Annotated in this window: 22 protein-coding genes and 1 pseudogene; 18 read left to right on the top strand and 5 right to left on the bottom strand. The window is 65.0% G+C overall.

Features of this window, described 5'->3' with window-relative positions; all coding sequences use genetic code 11:
• Positions 1–46 precede the first annotated feature (46 nt).
• The 4 genes from ACCQ01_RS15360 (at position 47) to ACCQ01_RS15375 (ending at position 4822) form a co-directional block, all read left to right on the top strand.
• Complete coding sequence (locus tag ACCQ01_RS15360; protein WP_228431659.1) at positions 47–1903, top strand: DUF4153 domain-containing protein; 1857 nt, start codon at positions 47–49, stop codon at positions 1901–1903.
• The gene (locus tag ACCQ01_RS15365) at positions 1900–2439 is read left to right on the top strand and encodes a DNA-3-methyladenine glycosylase I (protein WP_228431658.1); all 540 of its coding nucleotides are present in this window, start codon (positions 1900–1902) and stop codon (positions 2437–2439) included. The genes ACCQ01_RS15360 and ACCQ01_RS15365 overlap by 4 nt, the downstream gene beginning before the upstream one ends.
• Positions 2436–3698 carry a hypothetical protein gene (locus tag ACCQ01_RS15370; RefSeq protein ID WP_228431657.1) on the top strand — a complete coding sequence of 421 codons (1263 nt, stop codon included), beginning with the start codon at positions 2436–2438 and terminating at the stop codon, positions 3696–3698. Before ACCQ01_RS15365 ends, ACCQ01_RS15370 begins: the two co-directional genes overlap by 4 nt.
• Before the next feature lie 224 nt (positions 3699–3922).
• A complete protein-coding gene (locus tag ACCQ01_RS15375; protein WP_228431656.1) occupies positions 3923–4822 on the top strand; it encodes a DUF72 domain-containing protein in 900 nt (299 codons plus the stop codon).
• A 13-nt stretch (positions 4823–4835) separates the two neighbouring features.
• On the opposite strand, the gene ACCQ01_RS15380 is transcribed toward ACCQ01_RS15375, so the two are convergent.
• The 3 genes from ACCQ01_RS15380 to ACCQ01_RS15390 form a co-directional block, all read right to left on the bottom strand.
• Positions 4836–5510 (bottom strand): YitT family protein, encoded by a 675-nt coding sequence (locus ACCQ01_RS15380; RefSeq protein ID WP_228431819.1) that lies wholly within the window; start codon positions 5508–5510, stop codon positions 4836–4838.
• Positions 5511–5789: 279 nt separating this feature from the next.
• On the bottom strand, positions 5790–6920 hold the full coding sequence (locus tag ACCQ01_RS15385) for a PilT/PilU family type 4a pilus ATPase (protein ID WP_005990431.1): 1131 nt from the start codon (positions 6918–6920) through the stop codon (positions 5790–5792).
• A 122-nt stretch (positions 6921–7042) separates the two neighbouring features.
• Entirely contained in the window at positions 7043–8080 is a 1038-nt protein-coding gene (locus ACCQ01_RS15390) for a type IV pilus twitching motility protein PilT (protein WP_003489919.1), read from the bottom strand.
• A gap of 286 nt (positions 8081–8366) precedes the next feature.
• Between ACCQ01_RS15390 and ACCQ01_RS15395 the strand changes: the two genes are divergently transcribed.
• The 7 genes and pseudogenes from ACCQ01_RS15395 (at position 8367) to ACCQ01_RS15425 (ending at position 13467) form a co-directional block, all read left to right on the top strand.
• Positions 8367–9050, top strand: coding sequence for a YggS family pyridoxal phosphate-dependent enzyme (locus tag ACCQ01_RS15395; RefSeq protein WP_228431655.1), 684 nt, complete (start codon positions 8367–8369; stop codon positions 9048–9050).
• Between the two features lie 40 nt (positions 9051–9090).
• The gene (proC, locus tag ACCQ01_RS15400; protein ID WP_228431654.1) at positions 9091–9951 is read left to right on the top strand and encodes a pyrroline-5-carboxylate reductase; all 861 of its coding nucleotides are present in this window, start codon (positions 9091–9093) and stop codon (positions 9949–9951) included.
• A gap of 540 nt (positions 9952–10491) precedes the next feature.
• The gene (locus tag ACCQ01_RS15405; RefSeq protein ID WP_040940938.1) at positions 10492–10914 is read left to right on the top strand and encodes an HU family DNA-binding protein; all 423 of its coding nucleotides are present in this window, start codon (positions 10492–10494) and stop codon (positions 10912–10914) included.
• 143 nt (positions 10915–11057) lie between these two features.
• Positions 11058–11665 (top strand): annotated as a pseudogene (locus tag ACCQ01_RS15410) (M23 family metallopeptidase).
• 92 nt (positions 11666–11757) lie between these two features.
• Positions 11758–12066, top strand: coding sequence for a DUF3861 domain-containing protein (locus tag ACCQ01_RS15415; RefSeq protein ID WP_014508439.1), 309 nt, complete (start codon positions 11758–11760; stop codon positions 12064–12066).
• A gap of 53 nt (positions 12067–12119) precedes the next feature.
• Entirely contained in the window at positions 12120–12659 is a 540-nt protein-coding gene (locus ACCQ01_RS15420; protein ID WP_323370310.1) for a hypothetical protein, read from the top strand.
• Positions 12660–12870: 211 nt separating this feature from the next.
• On the top strand, positions 12871–13467 hold the full coding sequence (locus ACCQ01_RS15425) for a DUF1439 domain-containing protein (RefSeq protein ID WP_070690340.1): 597 nt from the start codon (positions 12871–12873) through the stop codon (positions 13465–13467).
• A 101-nt stretch (positions 13468–13568) separates the two neighbouring features.
• Here the strand turns inward: ACCQ01_RS15425 and ACCQ01_RS15430 are convergent, their stop codons facing one another.
• Entirely contained in the window at positions 13569–14111 is a 543-nt protein-coding gene (locus tag ACCQ01_RS15430) for a type 1 glutamine amidotransferase domain-containing protein (RefSeq protein WP_228431653.1), read from the bottom strand.
• Positions 14112–14218: 107 nt separating this feature from the next.
• A complete protein-coding gene (locus ACCQ01_RS15435) occupies positions 14219–14686 on the bottom strand; it encodes an SET domain-containing protein (RefSeq protein WP_016944109.1) in 468 nt (155 codons plus the stop codon).
• 173 nt (positions 14687–14859) lie between these two features.
• Here ACCQ01_RS15435 and ACCQ01_RS15440 point away from each other — a divergent pair, with 173 nt between their 5' ends.
• The 7 genes from ACCQ01_RS15440 to ACCQ01_RS15470 all read left to right on the top strand — a co-directional run bounded on the left by ACCQ01_RS15440 (position 14860) and on the right by ACCQ01_RS15470 (position 21276).
• Positions 14860–15318 carry an SUF system Fe-S cluster assembly regulator gene (locus ACCQ01_RS15440; RefSeq protein WP_011037893.1) on the top strand — a complete coding sequence of 153 codons (459 nt, stop codon included), beginning with the start codon at positions 14860–14862 and terminating at the stop codon, positions 15316–15318.
• A 15-nt stretch (positions 15319–15333) separates the two neighbouring features.
• Complete coding sequence (gene sufB, locus ACCQ01_RS15445) at positions 15334–16791, top strand: Fe-S cluster assembly protein SufB (protein WP_115577395.1); 1458 nt, start codon at positions 15334–15336, stop codon at positions 16789–16791.
• A gap of 163 nt (positions 16792–16954) precedes the next feature.
• Complete coding sequence (gene sufC / locus ACCQ01_RS15450; RefSeq protein WP_012437797.1) at positions 16955–17719, top strand: Fe-S cluster assembly ATPase SufC; 765 nt, start codon at positions 16955–16957, stop codon at positions 17717–17719.
• Positions 17719–18981: a Fe-S cluster assembly protein SufD gene (gene sufD, locus ACCQ01_RS15455; protein WP_228431652.1), complete on the top strand. Its 1263-nt coding sequence runs from the start codon at positions 17719–17721 to the stop codon at positions 18979–18981. The genes sufC and sufD overlap by 1 nt, the downstream gene beginning before the upstream one ends.
• Positions 18978–20219, top strand: a complete 1242-nt coding sequence (locus tag ACCQ01_RS15460) for a cysteine desulfurase (protein WP_228431651.1) — start codon at positions 18978–18980, stop codon at positions 20217–20219. The genes sufD and ACCQ01_RS15460 overlap by 4 nt, the downstream gene beginning before the upstream one ends.
• 191 nt (positions 20220–20410) lie before the next feature.
• Positions 20411–20950: a GNAT family N-acetyltransferase gene (locus tag ACCQ01_RS15465; protein WP_012437796.1), complete on the top strand. Its 540-nt coding sequence runs from the start codon at positions 20411–20413 to the stop codon at positions 20948–20950.
• Entirely contained in the window at positions 20947–21276 is a 330-nt protein-coding gene (locus ACCQ01_RS15470) for a non-heme iron oxygenase ferredoxin subunit (protein ID WP_228431650.1), read from the top strand. Before ACCQ01_RS15465 ends, ACCQ01_RS15470 begins: the two co-directional genes overlap by 4 nt.
• The last annotated feature ends 210 nt before the right edge of the window (positions 21277–21486 follow it).

A 21486-nucleotide genomic window follows, 5' to 3' on the forward strand; every position in this document is an offset into this window, starting at 1 on the left:
CTGGGGCGCTGCCATACTGAGCGCTTGCCTCAGCCATGGACTGCCGATGCTGCCGACATCTGCGCTGCACCCCGCCTCCGACGATCTGCCCCTGCCCCGCCAGACCCGCGCGTTCATCGTGCTGGTGGCCCTGCTGCAAGGCGGCCTGCTGTATCTGGCCGAATGGGGCGCAGACCACGGTGTGGCGCCGTTCGCTGCGCTGGGTGGGCGCGTGTGCTGGTACACCCTGGTGCTCACCGTTCCCAGCATGCTGCTGTTGAGCGTGCAGACCCTGCACGACCGTCGCCTGTGGCAGCAGTTGGCCGTGGTGGCGGCCGTGTTCGCCGCACTTGCCGGCTGGGCGGCGTGGAGCGCAACCGGGGCACCCGGCCTGGGAAGCAACAAGGTGCTGACCCCGTTCGGCCTGAGCGTGGCGACCGCGCTGTTGATCGCCCTGCCCTGGCTGCAGTTCCGTCAGCACCATGGCAGCTGGTGTGCCAGCTATCACGCGCTGTTCGAACACGCCTGGCAGAACACGCTCACGCTTGCGTTGGCACTGGTGTTCGTCGGCGTGTGCTGGGGCGTGCTGACGTTATGGGCCGAGTTGTTCGCATTGGTGAAGATCGATCTCTTCCGCACGCTGTTTCGCGAGGATGCCTTCATTTACCTGGCCACCGGCACGATGGCTGGCCTGGGCATCCTGATCGGGCGCACCCGCCAGCGTGCGGTGCAGGTGATGCGGCAGATCGTGTTCGCCCTGTGCACCGGCCTGGTGCCCTTGCTGGCCAGTATCGCGCTGCTGTTCATCCTCACCCTGCCGCTGACCGGCCTGCAGCCGCTGTGGCAGACCCGCGCGGCGGCGGCGATCCTGCTGTGCATGGTGTTCGGGCTGGTGCTGTTCACCAATGCGGTATACCAGGATGGCGCGACACCGCCGGCGTATCCGGGGTGGTTGCGGCGCGTTGTCGAGGCCGGGCTGCTCACATTGCCGCTGTATGCAGGCCTGGCGTTTTACGCGGTGGGCGTGCGCATTGCCCAGTACGGCTGGACCGGCGAACGCTTCTGGGGCGTGGTCCTGGCCGCGGTGGCCAGCGCCTATGCAGTGGGATATGCCATTGCAGTGCTGCGGCCACGCCCGGGGCAGTGGCTGGCGCCGCTGGCGCGCAGCAACAAGATGCTGTCGTGGGTGGTCATCGCCCTGCTGCTATTGGTCAATACGCCTGTGCTGGATCCGTATCGGATTGTGGTGGCCAGCCAGCTGCAGCAGTTGGCACAGCGCGGCGGCACTGCAACCCCGGATCTGCTGCAGGACGATCTGGAATTCCTGCGGTTTGCCAACGGCCGCCGTGGTTATCACGCGGTGCAAGCGCTGCGGGACACCCCCGTCTTTGCCAACGATGCCAAGCGCAGCCGGCAACTCACTCTATTGCTCGCGCGGACGCAACGTTGGCAGGAACCGCAGTCGGATGACGCACTGCGACGCACGCGCATGCACGACGCGGCCGAGCTGCGGGCACACCTGCTGCTCGCCGCAGGCAGCAGTAGCCCGGACCCAAGCTGGTGGAGCGCCCTGGCGCAGGGCAGCTTGCACAACGACAGCTGCCTGCAACGCGATGCCGACTGCGTGATCACCCGCCGCGACCTGGACCAGGACGGCCAGGACGAGGTCATGCTGTGCGATCTTTCAGGGCGGTTTGGTATCACCTGCACGCTGTACACCCGCGATGCGCAGGGCTGGTACCGGGTGGACACATTGAACAGCTTCCCGCAGCGCAGCCAGCAACAAGAAGCCCTGCGTGAGGCCGTGCGCCAAGGCAAACTCGCCACGCTGCCACGCCGTTGGCCGGACCTGCTGTTTCCCGGCGGTAAACCGATGCGCATCAACTCATCCGCCAACGCACGCAAGACAACGGAGACCCCATGAGCGGTTATTGCAGCATCGCGCCCGGCCACCCGGTGCATGGCCACTATCACGACCACGAGTACGGCTTCCCGCAGCGCGACGAACGCGAACTGTTCGAACGCCTGGTGCTGGAGATCAACCAGGCCGGCCTGAGTTGGGAAACCATCCTGCGCAAGCGCGGCAACTTCCAGCGTGCCTATGACGGGTTCGACGTAGACACCGTGGCCGCGTACGGCGAGGCGGAGATTGCCAGGCTGATGCAGGATGCCGGCATCATTCGCAATCGCCTGAAGGTGCTGGCCGCCATCCACAACGCGCAGGTGATCCAGCGCCTGCGCGCGACGCACGGCAGCTTTGCCAACTGGCTGGATGCACAACATCCCCTCGACAAGCCGGCCTGGGTGAAAGTGTTCAAGAAGACCTTCCGTTTTACTGGCGGCGAAATCACCGGCGAATTCCTGATGAGCCTGGGCTACCTGCGCGGCGCGCACCATCCCGATTGCCCGGTATTTGCGGACATTCAGGCACTGTCGCCGCCGTGGATGCGCAGCGCGTGAGCGACACCCTGCGCGCCGCGTGCGAGACGCCATCACTCCGTGCCGCGACCACACCGCATCAAATATTTCGCATGCGCTGCTTGCTGGGCATTGGCGGGTTGCTAATTGCCTTCGCCGCGGCAGTGCCGCAGGCAGACGCGCACAAGGTGCCTAGGCTTTCGCTGACGCAGGTGCTGGACCAGTTGCGCCGCGACATCGCCGCCGCGCCGGCCAGCGACCCCACGCCCATCGATACCGTGATGAAGCGCTACGCCGATACCCGCGGGCAAAGCTTCGACATCGCAAGCCCGGATCCGCAGGAAGACCCATCCGAGGCGGTGCCGCCCACGCAGCCGGCCGGCCTCACCGATGCCGAGTGGCACGCGCTGCAGGCCTACCGCGGGCGCACCACCAGCGAAGCGGACGATATCGCCGAGAACCGCAGCCACCACTACACCCTGATCGACCTGGACGAGGACGGCCAACGCGACCTGCTGGATGACGCCTATGTCGGCGGCACTGGTTTGTTTACGCAGATCACGGTGCTGCAAGGCCATACCGATGGCTTCCGCGCCGCCACCGCCACGCCCACAGGTACGCCAGCGGATAGAGAAGCGGACGCTGGATTCAGCATCAACGGCCGCGGCGGCGACCAGGCGCTGTACTGGCTGCGCATCGACGGACGCAGCTATGCGGCCTACCGCGACGGCGACTATTTCCAGGACACATTGACCCTGTCGCGTCCGTTGTCGCCGCTGCCCGCCGAACGCCGCCCAACCCAGGCACTGCAGATCCGCTATCGCTACCAGCACACGCTGGCGCCGCCACGCAAGGATGCTGCCGAGCGCTTGCCCGAGGAACGCCAAGCGGACGACTGGCTGGCGCAACACCCGGCGATGCGTGCCGCGGTAGACGCCCAGTTGCAGCACCTGCGCCTGGATGCGCAAGGCCGGCAGCGTTCGCCTGATCCGGAGGCACGCTGCCCGGTTCCCGCCGAAAGCAGCGACCCCGAGCTGGAGGCGCAATGGCCATGGCATGACGCCGGGCATTACACATTCGACTTTGTCGCCAATCTTCGCGTGCGCCACGGCAGCGACTGCTACAGCGCCAGCGTGGTGGCGTTCCGCAGCAGCTTCCAAAGCGCCAATACCGCGTGCTGCGTGCTGTGGCTCTACGACGCGCCCGGCAACCAGGTTGCGAACCTGCCGCTGCTGTCAAAACGCACGCGCAGCGGCATTGCGTTGATCACGGCAGCGCCTGTGGATGCCTCGCAAGACTGACTGCACGCAGCGAGCCGCCAGCCAGACAGTGATGGCACCACAGTCGGGTGCTGGGTGCGCGCTCCATGCCGGCTCCAGGCACCGGCTGCGCCCGCCTCGCAGCGGCGCGATTGTTTCGAGAATACCGCCCCGCTTATCCACTCGCACGCACCCGGCGCACCAGATGACGCGGCCTTGCCACAGCATCCACGACCACTGCACACCCACCGCGGCATGGTCGGCGCATGAGCATCCGCATCGGCATTTCGGGCTGGCGTTATGCACGCTGGCGCGGCACGTTCTACCCGACCGGCCTGGCCCAGCGGCGCGAGTTGGCCTATGCCGGGCGCTGTTTTCCCAGCGTGGAAATCAACGGCTCGTTCTATTCGCTGCAACACCCGGAGAGCTACCAGAGCTGGCATGACGAGACGCCGGACGACTTCGTCTTCGCGGTCAAAGGCCCGCGGTTTGTCACGCATATGAAGCGGCTGCGCGATTGCGAACAGGCGCTAGCCAACTTCTTTGCATCCGGCGTGCTGCGGTTGGGCCCGAAGCTGGGGCCGATCCTGTGGCAACTGCCGCCAAGCCTGCGCTTCGATGACGCGGTGTTGGATGCATTTCTCTCCAGCCTGCCGCGCAATAACGAGGCAGCGCTCGCCCTGGCGCGCAAACGCGACACCACCTTGATGCATGGGCGCACGGCCCTGAGCATCGATCGCAAGCGCCCGCTACGGCATGCGCTGGAAATGCGCCACCCCAGCTTCTGCGACCCGTCCTGCATGAAGCTGCTGCGCAAGCACAAGGTGGGCGTGGTGGTGGCCGACACTGCGGGCAAGTTCCCGTACCTGGAGGATGTCACTGCCAACTTTGTCTATCTGCGGCTGCACGGCGACGCGCAACTCTATGCCAGCGGCTACAGCGACCACGCATTGGACCGCTGGGGCGAGCGGATTGCGGCCTGGGCCGCAGGCGGTGAGCCCTCCGATGCCCAGCGTGTCGGGCCGCGCGCCAGCAAGCGCGCACGGCGCGACGTGTACTGCTACTTCGACAACGACATGAAAGTGCACGCACCGTTCGATGCGCGCGGCCTGATGCAGCGGCTGGACCTGCCTACTGACTGCCCGGCGCGCGAGGAGGTCGTGTGAGTCCGCTGCGCGCTCACACGCCCATATAGCGGTGCGGCCGGTGGTTGAACATCAGCACCAGGCTCAGCATCAACGCGCCAATGGCCGAATACAGCACCTTGTCCGGCGTCAGCACGAAGAACGCGACCAGCATCAGCATCGCATCGAAACTCATCTGCACCTTGCCGGCGCTCCAGCCGCGCTCGCGCTGCAGGTACACCGCCAGGATGCCGATGCCGCCCAGGCTGCCGCGATGGCGGATGAAGAACAGGATGCCCAGGCCCGCCAGCGCGCCGCCGACGATCGCCGAAAACAGCGTGCTGATGTGCGCGTAATCGGCCCAGCGCGGCAGCAGGTCGGTGAGCGCACCGCAGGCGCCCACCGCTGCAAAGGTCTTCAGGGTGAATTCCCAGCCCATGCGGCGCACGCTCAGCCAATAGAACGGCAGGTTGACCAGCACGAACACCAGGCCGAAGTTCCAGTGCAGCGCGTAATGCAGCAGGAACGCCACCCCGGCCATGCCACCGATCATCAGGCCGCCCTTGGCAAAGATCGCCAGCCCCAGCGAGGCCACCAACGTGGCCAACACCATGCCTTGCGCATCTTCGGCCACCGAGTGGTGATAGGCGTGGTCATCGGCGCTGGTACCGGCCGAATCCGGCGGCGGCGTCAGCGGGCCGGAGGTGAACACGGTGCCGTCGTCGGGCAACGGCTCTTGCTCCGGACGGAGATCGGAATCGGGAAGGCTCACGGGTCTGGGAACTGCGGTGGGGTGCGGATATTAGACACTATCGGCCACCCTGGTTACATCTGAAACGTCAGCCACCCATCGCTGCTGGATGTACGGCTGCACTGGCTTGGCGCCGCACTGCACTCAATCGCTGGCGTTGGCTAAGAAGCGCGACGCCCCCAGACCGACCGCAGCGCCTCGTTGGTGCACGGAGCGTTGATCGCACCGCCGCCGCATCATGGAGCGCGGCCGTGCGCCTCACCGAACCTCGGCAATCTCCACGCCATCCAGCCCCTGCGACAGCGTCTTGGCATCGCCGCCTTGCGAGAGCTTGATGCGCAGGCGCACCTCGTTCTGCGAGTCGGCGTAGCGCAGTGCGTCTTCGTAGCTGATTTCGCCGGCCTGGTACAGCTCGAACAGGCTCTGATCGAAGGTGCGCATGCCCAGGTTGGTGGATTCCTTCATGATCTCCTTGAGCTTGTGAATCTCGCCGTCGCGGATGTAGTCCTGCACCAGCGGCGTGCCCAGCATGATCTCCATCGCCACGCGGCGGCCGCGGCCATCCGGGGTCGGGATCAACTGCTGCGCCACCACACCCTTGAGGTTGAGCGACAGGTCCATCAGCAGCTGGTTGCGGCGATCTTCCGGGAAGAAGTTGATGATGCGATCCATCGCCTGGTTGGCGTTGTTGGCATGCAGCGTGCACAGCACCAGGTGGCCGGTTTCGGCGAAGGCGATGGCATGGTCCATGCCTTCGCGGGTCCGCACTTCGCCGATCATGATCACGTCCGGCGCCTGGCGCAGGGTGTTTTTCAGCGCATTTTCCCAGCTATCGGTATCAATGCCGACTTCGCGCTGGGTGATGATGCAGCCCTCGTGCTTGTGCACGAATTCGATCGGGTCTTCGATCGTGATGATGTGCCCGGTGGAATTCTGGTTGCGGTAGCCGATCATCGCCGCCAGCGAGGTCGACTTGCCGGTGCCGGTGGCGCCGACAAAGATGATGATGCCGCGCTTGGTCATCGCCAGCGTCTTGATCACCGGCGGCAGGCTCAGCTCTTCCACCGTGGGAATGCGCGTCTCGATCCGGCGCAGCACCATGCCCACCTGGTTACGCTGGTAGAAACAGCTGACACGGAAACGCCCGACCCCGGACACGCCGATGGCGAAGTTGCACTCGTGGGTCTTTTCGAACTCTTCGCGCTGCGACGGCGTCATCACGTTCAACACCAGATCGCGGCTCTGCTGCGCGGTCAATGGCGTCTGCGTGATCGGGCTGATCTTGCCGTGCACCTTGATCGCCGGCGGCATGCCGGAGGTAATGAACAGGTCCGACGCCTTTTGGTGCGCCATCAGCTTGAGGAAGGAGGTGAAGTCGATGGTGCTCATGGCGTGCTCCCTCGGAGCAGGGAATAGGGAATCGAGAATCGGGAATTGGAGAAGCTGGAAACCGGGACCGGTCAGGGAAACGTGCTTTTGCAATTCCCCATTCCCGATTCCCTATTCCCGAGTCACTCGAATATCCGCTTGTCCTTGGCGTATTCACGGGCCTGGTTGCGCGTGATCAGGCTACGCTTGACCAGATCCTGCAGATGCTGGTCCAGCGTCTGCATGCCGTATTGCTGGCCGGTCTGGATCGACGAATACATCTGCGCCACCTTGTCCTCACGGATGAGATTGCGGATCGCCGGGGTGCCAACCATGATTTCCCAGGCGGCGGTACGCCCGCCGCCCACTTTCTTGAGCAATGCCTGCGAAATCACCGCGCGCAGGGATTCGGAGAGCATCGAGCGCACCATCGGTTTTTCGCCGGCCGGGAACACGTCGATGATGCGGTCGATGGTCTTTGCCGCCGAGCTGGTGTGCAAGGTACCGAACACCAGGTGACCGGTTTCCGCAGCGGTGAGCGCCAGGCGGATGGTTTCCAGGTCGCGCAACTCGCCAACCAGGATGATGTCCGGGTCTTCGCGCAAGGCCGAGCGCAGCGCTTCGTTGAAGCCGTGCGTATCGCGGTGCACTTCGCGCTGGTTGATCAGGCACTTCTGCGAGGTGTGCACGAACTCGATCGGATCCTCGACGGTGAGGATGTGGCCGTATTCGTTCTTGTTGATGTAGTCGATCATGCCGGCCAGCGTGGTCGACTTGCCCGAACCGGTCGGGCCGGTCACCAGGATCAGACCCTGCGGCTGGTCGATCAGCTGGCGGAAGATCGGCGGGCAACCCAGGTCTTCCAGCGTCAGCACTTCGGACGGAATGGTGCGGAACACCGCACCGGCGCCACGGTTCTGGTTGAACGCATTGACGCGGAAGCGCGCCAGCGAGGGAATCTCGAACGAGAAGTCGACCTCGAGGAATTCTTCGTAATCGCGGCGCTGCTTGTCCGACATGATGTCGTACACCAGCGCATGCACCTGTTTATGGTCCAACGCCGGAATATTGATGCGACGGACATCGCCATCGACACGGATCATCGGCGGCAGCCCTGCAGACAGGTGCAGGTCCGATGCCTTGTTCTTGACAGAAAACGCCAATAGTTCAGCGATATCCATGCGCTGCTTTCCCCCTAGGCTGCGATTGGAAGGTACTCCCCGGTCGGCAGTATAGCGTTCTGGCAGCGCCCTGGAAGCGCGCCGTGCGTCGGTTCAGCCCGCCAGCATGAATGCCGATGGCCGGCGTTTCCGATGGCCGCGGCAGCGGTACCGTTTGCCGCAGCACGCCTTTATCCACTCAACTCGCCGCAAGGACGATCCGCCGCGCCCGGCGCGCACCGGCACAACTGGAAGGAAAGGCACGGGCGCGGCACTATGGCCGCCTTGTTTACCCGTTGGCTGACCTGTGCCCGTTTCCTCGTTGCACCAGATGCTGGCCGCCATCCAGGCGGCAACCCCTCCCAACGCCGCGCCCGCGCGCCTGCTGGCGGTGTCCAAGACCCAGACGGCCGATGCCGTGGCCGCATTGGCCGCGCAGGGCCAGCGGGCCTTCGGCGAGAACTATGTGCAGGAAGCGGCCACCAAGATCGCGCAGCTTCAGGCGCTGCAGCTGGAGTGGCACCTGATCGGCCACCTGCAATCCAACAAGGCCGACATGGCCAGCCAGTGTTTCGATTGGGTGCAGACCGTGGACCGCGCCAAGCTGATCGCACTGCTCGCCCGGCATCGCCCGGACGGCCGCGAACCCTTGAATGTGCTGATCCAGGTCAATATCGACGACGAGGACAGCAAGCACGGCTGCGCGCCCGAGGCAATCGACGCCCTGGCCGCAGAGATTGCCACCCACCCCCAACTGCAGCTGCGCGGATTGATGGCGATTCCCGCGCCGTTTCCCGAGGTCACGCGCCGGCACCAGGCATTCGCGCGCATGCAGGCCTTGTTCGCAACACTGCGCAGCCAGTATCCGCAGGCAGATACCTTGTCGATGGGCATGAGCGCGGACTTCGCCGATGCCATTGCGGCCGGCGCCACCATGGTGCGCGTGGGCACGGCGCTATTTGGCCAGCGCAACGCGCCACCGGCCGCCTGACACATCGGCCGTTTCCTTCCTCCTTCTTGATGGTGCTGCAATGACCCAGCCTTCCTCCTCCACAGCTGTGGCTGCACACGGCGATGTTCCGGTGGTTGCCTTTGTCGGTGGCGGCAACATGGCGCGCAGCCTGATCGCCGGGCTGCTGCGCCAGGGCGCGCCGGCCAGCGCCATCCGTGTCGCCGAGCCGGTCGCCGAATTGCGCCAGGCACTGTCCGCCGACTTCGGCGTGCAGGTGTTCGACGACGCGCGCAGCGCCGTGGAGGGCGCCGCACTCTGGGTACTGGCGGTCAAGCCGCAGGTCATGCCCACCGTGTGCACGCAGCTGGCCGATCTCGCGCAGCAACAGCATCCACTGCTGCTGTCGATCGCCGCCGGCATCACCGCAACGCAACTGGAGCGTTGGTGCGGCGGCACGGCCGCCGTGGTGCGCGCCATGCCCAACACGCCGGCCCTGCTCGGCGCCGGCGTGACCGGCCTGTACGCCAATGCACGCGTCAGCGCGGCGCAGCGCGCGCAGGCAACCCGGCTGCTGGAAAGCGCTGGCGTCACCGTCTGGCTCGACGACGAGGCACAGATGGATGCGGTCACCGCGGTGTCCGGCAGCGGCCCGGCCTATGTCTTTCTGCTGGCCGAAGCGATGGAGGTCGCGGCGCGCGCGCAAGGCCTGCCCGCCGAGACCGCCCGCACGCTGGTGCTGCACACCCTGCTCGGCGCTGCACGCATGCTGACCGAATCCGGCGAAGCACCGGAGGTATTGCGGCGGCGCGTGACCTCCCCCAACGGCACCACGCAGGCCGCGATCGAGGCATTCCAGGCCGGCGGTTTCGAAGCGTTGACCGCCACCGCGATTGCCGCGGCGACCGAACGCGGCCGCAGTTTGTCGGCAGCCAACGACTGATCTACGGGAGCGATGCGGCGCCGCTGGCTGGATCGCTCGCTTGCCTAGAGACGCGTTATTCGGCGCATCGCTGTCCGAATGCGAAATGATGCGAGCCCCAGCTTCATCGAACGCGCTTCGTTTGGCGCCTGCAATCGATTGGCAGGCAGCACGCACGCCATTCTTCGCCACATTGGCATGCGTCCTTTGCTCGACCACGGTGCCCTGGCTGGGTCGAGGCATGCCTCGCCAAGCGAACGCATTGATCGACATGCGCCTGTGCAGCGGCTGCCCAGATTGCCCCAATCCGCCATCCATGCCGCATCATCTTGATCTGCTGCTGTGCGTCAGACCGCGCGCAGCATCCCACGCCAAACGAACCCAGAGCGCTTTTTTCTCGTGTTTTTTGGCGTCCAGTGAACGAATGCCCGTGCCAAGTCGGTATTTTCGTGTTGTTTCATCGATTCCCTATTGGCGGCGCGCGGCAGTTGCCCTACATTTCGCGTTGCCGACTGGGTCGGCAGACCCAAACACCACCAACGAATACGGAACACATAACTCATGGCAAAAACCGCCGCTAAGAAGGCTGCCCCCAAGAAGGCAGTGAAAAAGGTCGCCGCCTCCAAGACCGCAAAGCCGGCCAAGGCCGCTAGCAAGACCGCCGCGCCGAAGCCGATCAAGGAAGCCCTGAGCAAGACCGGGCTGGTCGCGCACATCGCCGAAACCACCCAGCTGGCTCCGAAGGACGTCCGCGCCGTGCTGGCGTCGCTGGAAACCGTTGCGCACTCCTCGCTGAGCAAGAAGGGCGCTGGCTCGTTCACCCTGCCGGGCATGCTGAAGCTGACCGCCGTGCACGTGCCGGCCAAGCCGAAGCGCAAGGGTATCAACCCGTTCACCAAGGAAGAGCAGACCTTTGCCGCCAAGCCTTCGTACTTCAAGGTCAAGGCACGCCTGCTGAAGAAGTTGAAGGACGCCGCGCTGTAATCGCGCTGCATCCGGTTTGATCGAGACGGCCTTAGGGCCGTCTTTTTTTTGCGCGCTTGCCACGTCTTCTTCGCCTCCTGACAGGCACACCACATCGCACTCATCGCCGCTGCCCTACTCTTGCGGTGAGTTCGCAACCAAGAGTGCCCGTGACCGCGCCACAGCCCACCCGCAGCCCAGCCAGACGCGTGCGCAGCGTGCTGGTATCGATCGTGATGCTGTGCGCGCTGGGTGTTGCTGCGCGCTGGGTGTTGCTGCGCGCTGGGCCTGGCTGTCACCGATGGCCGAACGCCTGCGCACCAGCTGGGAGTTGTCGCAGATGCCGGCACCCACGCAGTTGCACATCCCGGTAGACGGTGTGCGTGGTCGTCAGATTGCCGACACCTTCGGCGCCCCACGCGGACGCGACCGCAGCCATGCCGGTGTCGATATCTTCGCGCCGCGCGGCACAGCGGTGGTGGCCGCCACTCGTGGCGTGGTCAGTTCCATTCGCGACACAGGGCTGGGTGGCAAACAGGTGTGGGTGCTCGGCCCGGCGATGGAACGGCACTACTACGCGCACCTGGACGACTGGGCGCCCGGACTGGCAGTCGGCGATGTGGTCGAGCCCGGCACTGCACTGGGCATGGTCGGCACCACCGGCAACGCGCGCGGTACGCCGCCGCATCTGCATTACGGGATCTATGGGCGCAACGGTGCGTACGATCCGCTGCCACTGCTCCGGCAACCCGCGCCACAGCAGGCACCCTGAGCGCACTGGAACACTGCGTCATGGCCCGGCCTATCGAGACCCTGCGCCTGCGCGCCTATGGTGGAGCAAGCCCCACAGTGACGCGACCTTCCATGTCCCGCAAACGCTATCGCATTACGGTCACGCCCATCGAAAACGACGGCAGCCCCTGCCATGACCGCTGCACGATCGAATTCGAACAGCGTTCGCGTGCCGACTGGATGCGGCTGTTCGAAGAGCTGCACCTGCGCCGCGACCTGAGCAGTGACGAGTGCGCTGCGCTCACCGTGGGCTCGCAATTGCTCGAGGACCTGGCGGCGCGTCCCCGCGCGCGGCCCAGCAATGCCCTGGACGCGCTACAGCCGAAATTGCAGCTGTTGCTGGAGCGCCTGCAACGCGTGCATCCCGCGGCCGGGCGCTGATCCGCGCGGCGCCAACAGCCGCTACACTGCGCCGATCGTGACGGGGAGCGGCGATGCGCCAACTGATCAGTGTCTTTTCGCTACTGCTGCTGGCCGGCTGTAGCTGCCAACGCACGCCCGAACCACAGGCCGCCAACAGCTCGCCTGCATCGGCGACTGTCGCCACAACTGCGGCATCGCCCGCGGCCAGCGAGCGTCCCGGCGCTGTATCGACCGCCACCGATCCCAAGCAGGCGCTTGCAAGTGCGAACTACGCGCAAGCAAGCGCAACCGTGCATCGTTATCTGGGCGCACTGCCCGGCGCTGCACGTGCCGATGCGGATGCCCTGTGGACCGGCGGCCATCCCGCACCCGCGCCGGACGATGCGGTGCTGCGCAACATCGGGCAGATCATCAGCCTGCGCATCAACAACGATCCGCCGATCGCGCTGGACCAACAGCACCCGCCGCGCTTGATCGAAGTGCCGGTGCAGCTGACCGTGCGCACCACGACCGGCACCGAACGCCTGGTCGGCGCTTACCGTCTGCAACCACGCGTTGGCAGCGACACCTGGGAAATCTATGCGGCCACCCTGCAGCCGGTGCTGCGTTAAAGCCGCCGTCCAAGCAACTGCACGTTCGCAGGCAGAGGTGGCGGATACGCGAGATCCGCAGTCGACGCCCGTAACGCCTACGCGCATTCGCTACGAGCATCCCAACCACCGCGGCACGCAGTGTCGTACTCATCCCGCCACACCGCAGCACGCTAACCCGTGGTTCACCGGCGCTGGCTAAGGTGATGCCATCCACCGCAGGAGTTGCCCGATGAAATTGCGTTTAGTTGCCGGATCCCTGCTTGCCCTCGCCCTGGCGATGCCACTGTCCGCAGCGTGGGCGGCGCCTCAAATCCAGGGGCGGCAGATCAGCGTGCAGGCCGCCGACGTGCAGCAGTACCTGGGCGGGCGCTTCCCGCAGACGCACGATGCGCTGGGCGGCCTGATCGAAATGACGGTCAGCAACCCGGCGCTGTCGTTGCCACCTGGCGACCGCTTGAAAATGGCATTCGACCTTGCATTGGCCACGGCCGGCGGCGCGCCGGCGCCGGTGGGCAACGTCACCTTGAGCAGCGCGCTGCGTTACGACACGGCAAAGCAGGGGTTTTATCTCGACCAGCCAACGGTCGATGATTTCCGCCCTGCCAACGCCGGCGCCAAGTTGGACAGCAGCACGCGTCAGTTGCTCAACGCATGGTTGGCCGACTACGCACGCAAGGAGCCGATCTACAAGATCGATCCCGCCATTGCGGCCGTGATGGGCAATGTGCAGGTGGAGTCGGTGGCGATCCAGAACGGCCGGCTGGCGGTGAACTTCAACCAGGATATCGAGCAGCTGGTGCCGGCCGGCGCCATGCCAGGCAAGTAACCCATCGGCGCTGCGAGCACACCGCGCATCTGCCAAAGTGAAACTAAAAGAGCCCGGCGCAGCGATGCACCGGGCTCTTTTTTTATAGCTGCTGCGTGACCTCAGGCAGCCAACGCCTTGGCAACCGCATCGGTGAATGCAGGAATATCATCCGGCTTGCGGCTGGTGATCAGCTGGCCATCCACCACCACCTCGGCATCCTCCCAGCGGCCGCCCGCGTTGCTCAGGTCGGTCTTGACCGACGGCCACGACGTCACCCTGCGGTCGCGCACCAACTCAGCTTCCACCAGCAACCACGGCCCGTGGCAGATCGCGGCCACCGGCTTGCCGTTGGCCGCAACGCTACGGATGAAGTCGATCGCCTGCGTGTTGGTGCGCAGATTGTCCGGGTTGATCACACCGCCTGGCAGCACCAGCGCGTCGTAACGGTCGGGTTTGGCCTGCGCAAGTGGCATATCCACCGGCACGCTGTCGCCCCAGTCGGTGTGGTTCCAGCCACGGATCTGTGCATCGTCGCCGGGCGCGGTCACTTCGACGGTGGCGCCCCAGGATTCCAGCAAGCGCTTGGGTTCCTGCAGCTCGGATTGTTCGAAGCCACTGGTCGCGAGCACGGCAACGGTCTTGCCGGAGAGCGAATGGGTCATGAGGAACTCCTCAATCTGCAAAGGAGCCTGCACCCTAGGAATGCGCGTGTTGCGCATCCGTGAACCGATGTGCGCGCCGCGTCATGCCGACCGCAGCGCGCCGTTGCTCAACGCTTGGGCTGCAACATGGTGCCGGTGCAATTCTTCGAGCCGCAGCGGCATTCCCAGATCTTCTTCAAGCGCGGCGTGTGTCGCTCGCCCAGGGTGATGCCGTAGTTATAGGTCAGCTCCTGGCCCGGCTTGATTGCGCGCTTGGCTTCGATGAAGACTTTGTCCTTGCTGCGGTCGTCGCCTTCAGCCTCTTCGATCACCGCTTCGCAATTGGGATTGCAGCTGTGGTTGATCCAGCGCGCGATATTGCCTTCGTAGTTGGCGTCGAGCACGTAGTCATCGCTCAGCGTAAACAGAAAGGTGTGCCCGCTTTCCACATCGCCGGTGTCGTCGGCATCCACTTCGGCATGCGTCCGCAGGCGCCCCTTGTACTGGATGATGCGTTCGCCCTTGCTGAGCGCAGCGACGGCGAACACGCCATTGCCATGGATACGTGACTTGCGGGCGGCAACTTTGCGCGACATGAAAGGGTCCGGTGATGGGGCCGCTCATTGTGACCGCAGCGCGCCCACGCGCCAAGCACAAGCGCACCTGCCACCGCAACGGGCTGGCCTTTCCGGCGGCTGAACCGCGCGGTTGGACTGAGCGGAGCAAAAGAGTACAATTTCGGTCCGCTTTAGGGATTCACCGTCTTCGCATGTTGCGCGTCACCAAATTGACCGATTACGCCACCGTCGTATTGACGGTGCTGGCTGCACGGAGCGACCAGGTGCTCAGCGCGAGCGAACTGGCCGAACAGGCCGGCCTGGAAGCACCCACCGTCAGCAAGATCCTCAAGCCGTTGTCGCAGGCTGGCCTGGTGGAAGGATTGCGCGGCGTGCATGGCGGCTACCGGCTTGCACGTGCGGCCAGCGCGATCACCCTGGTGGAGATCGTCGAAGCCATGGAAGGGCCGCTGGCCATCACCGAATGCAGCCAGGACCACAGTCAATGCGGGATCGCCCACCAATGCGGTGTGCGCTCCAACTGGCGCCTGATCAACGATGTGGTGGGCGATGCCCTGCGTCGCGTGACCCTGGCGCAGATGCTGCACCCCCTCTCCCTCCCTGGCGACAACCGTCGGCGTTCCATCGCCGCGCGCGTCGCGACCACCTGACCCAGTAGGCAGCCGATGGCCACCGAACTTGCCCCCCCGCAGAATGCGCAGATCCTCGAACGGTTGGGCCGACGTTATGACGCCGGTTTCATCACCGAGATCGAATCCGATTCGCTCCCGCCCGGTCTGGACGAAGACATCATCCGTGCACTGTCGGCCAAGAAAGAAGAGCCGCAATGGATGACCGACTGGCGCCTGGAGGCCTACCGTCACTGGCTGAAAATGCCGATGCCGGAGTGGGCCAAGTTGAAGATTGCGCCGATCGATTTCCAGGCGTTGAGCTATTACTCCGCGCCCAAGGGCCCGAAGTACGCGTCGCTGGATGACGTGCCCAAGGAACTGCTCGATACCTACGACAAGCTCGGCGTACCGCTGCACGAACGCGCGCGGCTGGCCGGCGTTGCGGTGGATGCAGTGTTCGATTCGGTCTCGGTCGGCACCACGTTCCGCAAGGAACTGGCCGAAAAGGGCGTGATCTTCTGCTCGATGTCCGAGGCGATCAAGGAACATCCGGAGATCGTCAAACAGTACCTCGGCAGCGTGGTGCCGGTGGGCGACAACTATTTTGCCGCGCTGAACTCGGCCGTGTTCTCCGATGGCAGCTTCGTGTTCATTCCCAGGGGCGTGCGTTGCCCAATGGAACTGAGCACCTACTTCCGCATCAACGCCGGCCACACCGGCCAGTTCGAGCGCACCTTGATCGTGTGCGAAGACAAGGCCTACGTGTCGTATCTGGAAGGCTGCACCGCGCCAATGCGCGACGAAAACCAGCTGCATGCGGCTGTGGTGGAACTGGTGACGCTGGAAGATGCGGAGATCAAGTATTCGACCGTGCAGAACTGGTACCCGGGCGACGAAGAAGGCCGCGGCGGCATCTACAACTTCGTCACCAAGCGTGCCGAATGCCGTGGCGACCGCAGCAAGGTGACCTGGACCCAGGTCGAAACCGGTTCGGCGATCACCTGGAAGTATCCGTCGTGCGTGCTGCTGGGCGACGATTCGGTGGGCGAGTTCCACTCGGTGGCCCTCACCCACCATCGTCAGCAGGCCGATACCGGCACCAAGATGATCCACATCGGCAAGCGCACCAAGAGCAAGATCGTCAGCAAGGGCATCAGCGCCGGCCGCGGCCAGAACACCTACCGTGGCCTGGTCAAGGTGGATCGCAACGCCGATGGCGCGCGCAACTACACCCAGTGCGATTCGCTGTTGATCGGCAAGCAGTGCGGCGCTCACACCTTCCCTTATATCGAGGTGAAGAATCCCGGCGCCACAGTCGAGCACGAAGCCACCACCTCCAAGATCAGCGACGACCAGCTGTTCTACTGCCGCGCACGCGGCATCAGCCAGGAAGACGCGGTGTCGTTGATCGTGGATGGGTTCTGCAAGCAGGTGTTCCGCGAACTGCCGATGGAATTTGCGGTGGAAGCCAAGAAGCTGCTGGAAGTTTCCTTAGAAGGCAGCGTCGGCTGACACCTTTCCCCTTCTCCCCTCGGGAGAAGGTGGCGCGCAGCGCCGGATGAGGGTACGGGCGAAGCCAAGTGCACCAAACGGCACGATGCTTCGCACGAACCCTCACCCCAACCCCTCTCCCGGCGGGAGAGGGGCTACATACGAATTCTGACGGACCATCAGCATGCTCAACATTCAAAATCTCCACGCCAGCATCGCCGGCAAAGACATCCTCAAGGGCTTGTCGCTGGATATCCAGCCCGGCCAGGTGCACGCCATCATGGGGCCCAACGGCGCCGGCAAATCGACCCTGGGCAACGTGCTCGCCGGTCGCGACGGCTACGAAGTCACAGCCGGCACCGTGCAGTTCGAAGGCGCCGACCTGCTCGACCTGCAGCCGGAAGAACGCGCTGCGGCCGGCCTGTTCCTGGCCTTCCAGTACCCGGTGGAAATCCCCGGCGTAAACAACACCTACTTCCTGCGTGCCGCGCTCAATGCGCAGCGCAAGGCGCGTGGCGAAGAAGAGCTGGATTCCATGCAGTTCCTCAAGCTGGTGCGGCAGAAGCTGGCGGTGCTGCACCTGAAGGACGAGCTGCTGCACCGTGGCGTCAACGAAGGGTTCTCCGGCGGCGAAAAGAAGCGCAACGAGATCTTCCAGCTGGCCGTACTCGAGCCGAAGTTGGCGATCCTGGACGAAACCGACTCCGGCCTGGATATCGATGCACTCAAGAGCGTGGCCGACGGCGTCAATGCGCTGCGCTCGACCGAGCGTTCGTTCCTGGTGATCACCCATTACCAGCGCCTGCTCGACTACATCAAGCCGGACGTGGTGCATGTGCTGTCCGATGGGCGCATCGTGCAGAGTGGCGGCCCGGAGCTGGCGCTGGAGCTGGAAAAACACGGCTACCACTTCCTGAAGGACCGTGTGGTGCCGGAGGCCGCCGCCTGATGAGTGCCTTGTTGGAATCCCTTGCCAGCGGGTTTAGCGGCAACGCTGCACGGCGCGCCGAACTCGACGCGGCCTTGCAGACCGGCCTGCCCGGCCCGCGTGCCGAAGCCTGGAAATACACCTCGCTGCGCCAGCTGGAACGCCGCAGCTTCCAGCCTGCACCGTTGGTGCCGGCGCTGATCGATGCCGCGGTGCTGGATGAGATCCCCACCCCGCGTCTGGTGTTCGTCAATGGCCGTGCGTCGGATGCGCTGAGCGATCTGTCCGAACTTCCGGCAGGCGTGCAGGTGCAGACGCTGTCGTCCGCACTGGCTGGCGATGCATCGGCGCAGCAACTGCTTGGCCGCCGCTTTGAGCGCAGCGATGAAATCTTCGCGCGTCTGAATGCCGCGCTGGCCGAGGAAGGCGCGCTCGTGCGTGTGGACGCAGGCGTCAAGGTGGCGCTGCCGCTGCAGCTGGTGTTCGTCAGCGTGGCCGGCGAGCACGACCTGGCCTGGCACCACCGCCATCTGATCGAATTGCATGCCGACGCCGCGCTCGGCGTGGTCGAGCACCACCTGCATGTGGGCGATTCAGCGCATCTGGACAACAGCGTGATGCATGTCCATCTGGCCCAGGACGCCGTGCTTTCGCACGCACGCGTGCAGGCCGATGGCGCACGCGCCACCGCGTTCGCGCGGACCGATGCGGTGCTGGCGCGCAATGCGCAGTACCAGCGTGTGGATCTGGAGCTGGGCGCAGGCCTGTCTCGGCACGAACTCAATGCGCGGCTGGAAGGCAACAATGCACGGCTCACCGCCAATGGCGTGCTGCTCGGCAATGGCCGCCGGCATGTGGATACCCGCCTGGGCATCGAGCACATCGCCCGCGACACCGCCTGCGAGCTGGTCTGGCGCGGCGTCGGCGCCGACCGCAGCCGCGTGGTGTTCCATGGCGGCATCCATATCCGCCAGGGCGCCGATGGCACCGACGCACGTTTGTCGAACAAGAACCTGTTGCTCTCGGACAACGCCGAAATCGACACCCAGCCGGTGCTGGTGATCGACGCGGACGAAGTGCAGGCCGCGCACGGTGCCACCGTGGGCCAGCTCGACGACAACGCGCTGTTCTACCTGCGCTCGCGCGGGTTGCCGCAGCAGCAGGCGCAGCGCTTGCTCAGCGCCGCGTTCTGCCATGAGCCGTTGCGCGCACTGCCGTCGCCATTGCGCGATCTGCTGGCCGTGCAGCTGGACCGCGCCCTGAACTCGGCGGGCGTGGCATGAACGCCTCCGTCGCCACCACCCCGGCACCGGACTGGGAGCGCGTACGCTCCGATTTCCCGCTGCTGATGCGGCAGGTGCACGGCAAGCCGCTGATCTATTTCGACAACGCCAACACCGGGCAGAAGCCGCTGCAGGTGATCGCTGCCACCGACGAGTTCTATCGCCGGCAGAACGCCAACGTCAGCCGCGCGGTGCATGCACTGGGCACCGAAGCCACCGACGCGTTCGAAGGCGCACGCAGCAAGCTGGCGCGTTTTCTCAACGTGCGCGCCGACGAGCTGGTGCTGTGCAGCGGCACCACGTTCGCGATCAATCTGGTGGCCTATTCCTGGGCGCTGCCGCGCCTGGGGGCGGGCGATGTGATCCTGGTGTCGCGCATGGAGCACCACGCCAATATCGTGCCGTGGCAGTTGGTCGCCCAGCGCACCGGCGCCACCATCCGCGTGGCCGAGATCACGCCTGAGGGCGCGCTGGATCTGGATGCACTGCGCAAGGCGATGACCCCCGAGGTCAAGCTGCTGGCGATCACCCACGTGTCCAACGTGCTGGGCACGGTGAACCCGGTGCGCGAGATCTGCCGTGAGGCACGCAAGCGCGGCATCGTCACCGTGGTGGACGGCTCGCAAGCCGCACCGCACCGCCGCGTCGACGTGGCCGGCATCGGCTGCGATTTCTACGCCATCACCGGCCACAAGATGTGCGGCCCCACCGGCACTGGCGCACTGTGGGCGCGCCGCGAACATCTGCAGGCCATGCCGCCGTTCTTGGGCGGCGGCGAGATGATCAAGGAAGTGAGCTTCGAAGGCACCGTATTCAACGACGGCCCGCACAAGTTCGAAGCCGGCACGCCGAATATCGCTGGCTTCATCGGCCTGGGCGCGGCGGTGGACTATCTGGACGCGGTCGGCCTGGCGCACGTGGAGGCGCGCGAGACCGAGCTGCTCGCGCACTTCACCGAAGAACTGCAGCGCATCGACGGCCTGCGCATCTTCGGCACCACGCCGGACAAGGCGGCGGTGGTGTCGTTCCTGATCGAAGGCGCACACGCGCACGATCTGGCCACCCTGCTCGACCTGGAAGGCGTGGCAGTCCGCTCCGGCCAGCACTGCGCCCACCCGCTGCTGCAGTACTACGGCGTGGCCGCCACCTGCCGCGCCTCGCTGGCGTTCTACAACACGCATGACGAGATCGAGCGTTTTGTTGCCGCGTTGGTGAAGGTGCGTCAGCTTTTGGGCTGATTGAATGCGGGAATCGGGAATGGAGAATCGAACAAGCGGCTCTCCCACATGCTGTCGCTGGTCGGCAGAGGCGAAGTAGCTCATTGAGCGGCGCAACGCTTTTCCCGATTCCCGATTCCCGATTCCCGATTCCCGATTCCCGATTCCCGATTCCCGATTCCCGATTCCCGATTCCCGATAAACTGTTCCACATGCAGACCACCACCTTCCGCACCGCCACCGTCGACGATATCGATGCCATCGTCGCGCTCGTCACCTCGGCCTATCGCGGCGACAGCAGCCGCGTCGGCTGGACCACCGAAGCCGACATCCTGGACGGTGCGCGCATTGACCCGGCGGTGTTGCGGCAGGACATCCTGCGCGACCGCAGCCTGGTGCTGCTGGTGGAACAGGACGGCGCCCTGGTGGCCTGCGCGCATGTTGCCGACGAAGACGGCGCCGGTTACTTCGGCATGTTCTCGGTCAGCCCCACCTTGCAGGGCGGCGGTATCGGCAAGGCCGTGCTCGCCGAGGCCGAACGCATCGCCGCCACCGAGTGGGCCTTGCCGCTGATGCGCATGACCGTGATCGACGTGCGCAACGAACTCATCGCCTTCTACGAACGCCGCGGGTATCGCCGCACCGGCGTGTCCAAGCCTTTCCCCTATGGCGACGAGCGCTTCGGCGTGCCGTTGCGCCAGGACCTGCGCTTCGAAGTGCTGGAGAAGCCGCTCGGCGAGGCCGCGTTGTGAGCGACAACTGGACCTTTGTCTGCGCCAGCAGCGAATTGCTGCCGGGCGAGCTGAAGACCGTGTGGGATGAAGTGACCGATGCGCCGATCCTGGTGTTCAACCTCGACGGCGCGCTGTACGCGCTGGAAGACCGCTGCAGCCACGAAGACTACGAACTCTCGCCCGGCACCTTCGACGCGGCTGCCGGCACCATCGAGTGCCTGCTGCACAGCGCGCGCTTCGATATCCGCGATGGGCGTCCTCTGTGCGCCCCGGCCTACTCCGCAGTGCCCAAGTTCCCGGTGAAGCAGGAACACGGCGGTATCTGGACCCGCGACGACCGCTGAGCGCAGCGCCCAGCCGCCGCTGGCAGCGCACTGCAGAGCCTCAATCTTTCAGCCGTATGCCATCCATCGGCAAAGATTGCAAAGAAGAATGATTTGCATTTAAGATCGCAGCCCTTCAGGCCTTCTTAACAACTGGCCTTCCTGCGATCCCATGCGCCGTCCCCCGTCCATGCCCTCCTCTTCCTGGTGTTCGTCCGCACTGTGCCGTTC

Source organism: Xanthomonas sp. NCPPB 4037 (assembly GCF_041475695.2).
In the GTDB taxonomy this organism is placed as follows: domain Bacteria; phylum Pseudomonadota; class Gammaproteobacteria; order Xanthomonadales; family Xanthomonadaceae; genus Xanthomonas; species Xanthomonas campestris.

Bases quoted from the DNA above. Each gene is read 5' to 3' on its own strand.
- ACCQ01_RS15365 (WP_228431658.1), top strand. From the start codon at position 1,900: ATGAGCGGTTATTGCAGCATCGCGCCCGGCCACCCGGTGCATGGCCAC.
- sufD (WP_228431652.1), top strand. From the start codon at position 17,719: ATGAGTGCCTTGTTGGAATCCCTTGCCAGCGGGTTTAGCGGCAACGCT.
- sufB (WP_115577395.1), top strand. From the start codon at position 15,334: ATGGCCACCGAACTTGCCCCCCCGCAGAATGCGCAGATCCTCGAACGG.
- ACCQ01_RS15385 (WP_005990431.1), bottom strand. From the start codon at position 6,920: ATGAGCACCATCGACTTCACCTCCTTCCTCAAGCTGATGGCGCACCAA.
- ACCQ01_RS15425 (WP_070690340.1), top strand. From the start codon at position 12,871: ATGAAATTGCGTTTAGTTGCCGGATCCCTGCTTGCCCTCGCCCTGGCG.
- ACCQ01_RS15360 (WP_228431659.1), top strand. From the start codon at position 47: ATGCTGCCGACATCTGCGCTGCACCCCGCCTCCGACGATCTGCCCCTG.
- ACCQ01_RS15430 (WP_228431653.1), bottom strand. From the start codon at position 14,111: ATGACCCATTCGCTCTCCGGCAAGACCGTTGCCGTGCTCGCGACCAGT.
- ACCQ01_RS15465 (WP_012437796.1), top strand. From the start codon at position 20,411: ATGCAGACCACCACCTTCCGCACCGCCACCGTCGACGATATCGATGCC.
- sufC (WP_012437797.1), top strand. From the start codon at position 16,955: ATGCTCAACATTCAAAATCTCCACGCCAGCATCGCCGGCAAAGACATC.
- ACCQ01_RS15390 (WP_003489919.1), bottom strand. From the start codon at position 8,080: ATGGATATCGCTGAACTATTGGCGTTTTCTGTCAAGAACAAGGCATCG.
- ACCQ01_RS15440 (WP_011037893.1), top strand. From the start codon at position 14,860: ATGTTGCGCGTCACCAAATTGACCGATTACGCCACCGTCGTATTGACG.
- ACCQ01_RS15415 (WP_014508439.1), top strand. From the start codon at position 11,758: ATGTCCCGCAAACGCTATCGCATTACGGTCACGCCCATCGAAAACGAC.
- ACCQ01_RS15460 (WP_228431651.1), top strand. From the start codon at position 18,978: ATGAACGCCTCCGTCGCCACCACCCCGGCACCGGACTGGGAGCGCGTA.
- proC (WP_228431654.1), top strand. From the start codon at position 9,091: ATGACCCAGCCTTCCTCCTCCACAGCTGTGGCTGCACACGGCGATGTT.
- ACCQ01_RS15375 (WP_228431656.1), top strand. From the start codon at position 3,923: ATGAGCATCCGCATCGGCATTTCGGGCTGGCGTTATGCACGCTGGCGC.
- ACCQ01_RS15435 (WP_016944109.1), bottom strand. From the start codon at position 14,686: ATGTCGCGCAAAGTTGCCGCCCGCAAGTCACGTATCCATGGCAATGGC.
- ACCQ01_RS15420 (WP_323370310.1), top strand. From the start codon at position 12,120: ATGCGCCAACTGATCAGTGTCTTTTCGCTACTGCTGCTGGCCGGCTGT.
- ACCQ01_RS15405 (WP_040940938.1), top strand. From the start codon at position 10,492: ATGGCAAAAACCGCCGCTAAGAAGGCTGCCCCCAAGAAGGCAGTGAAA.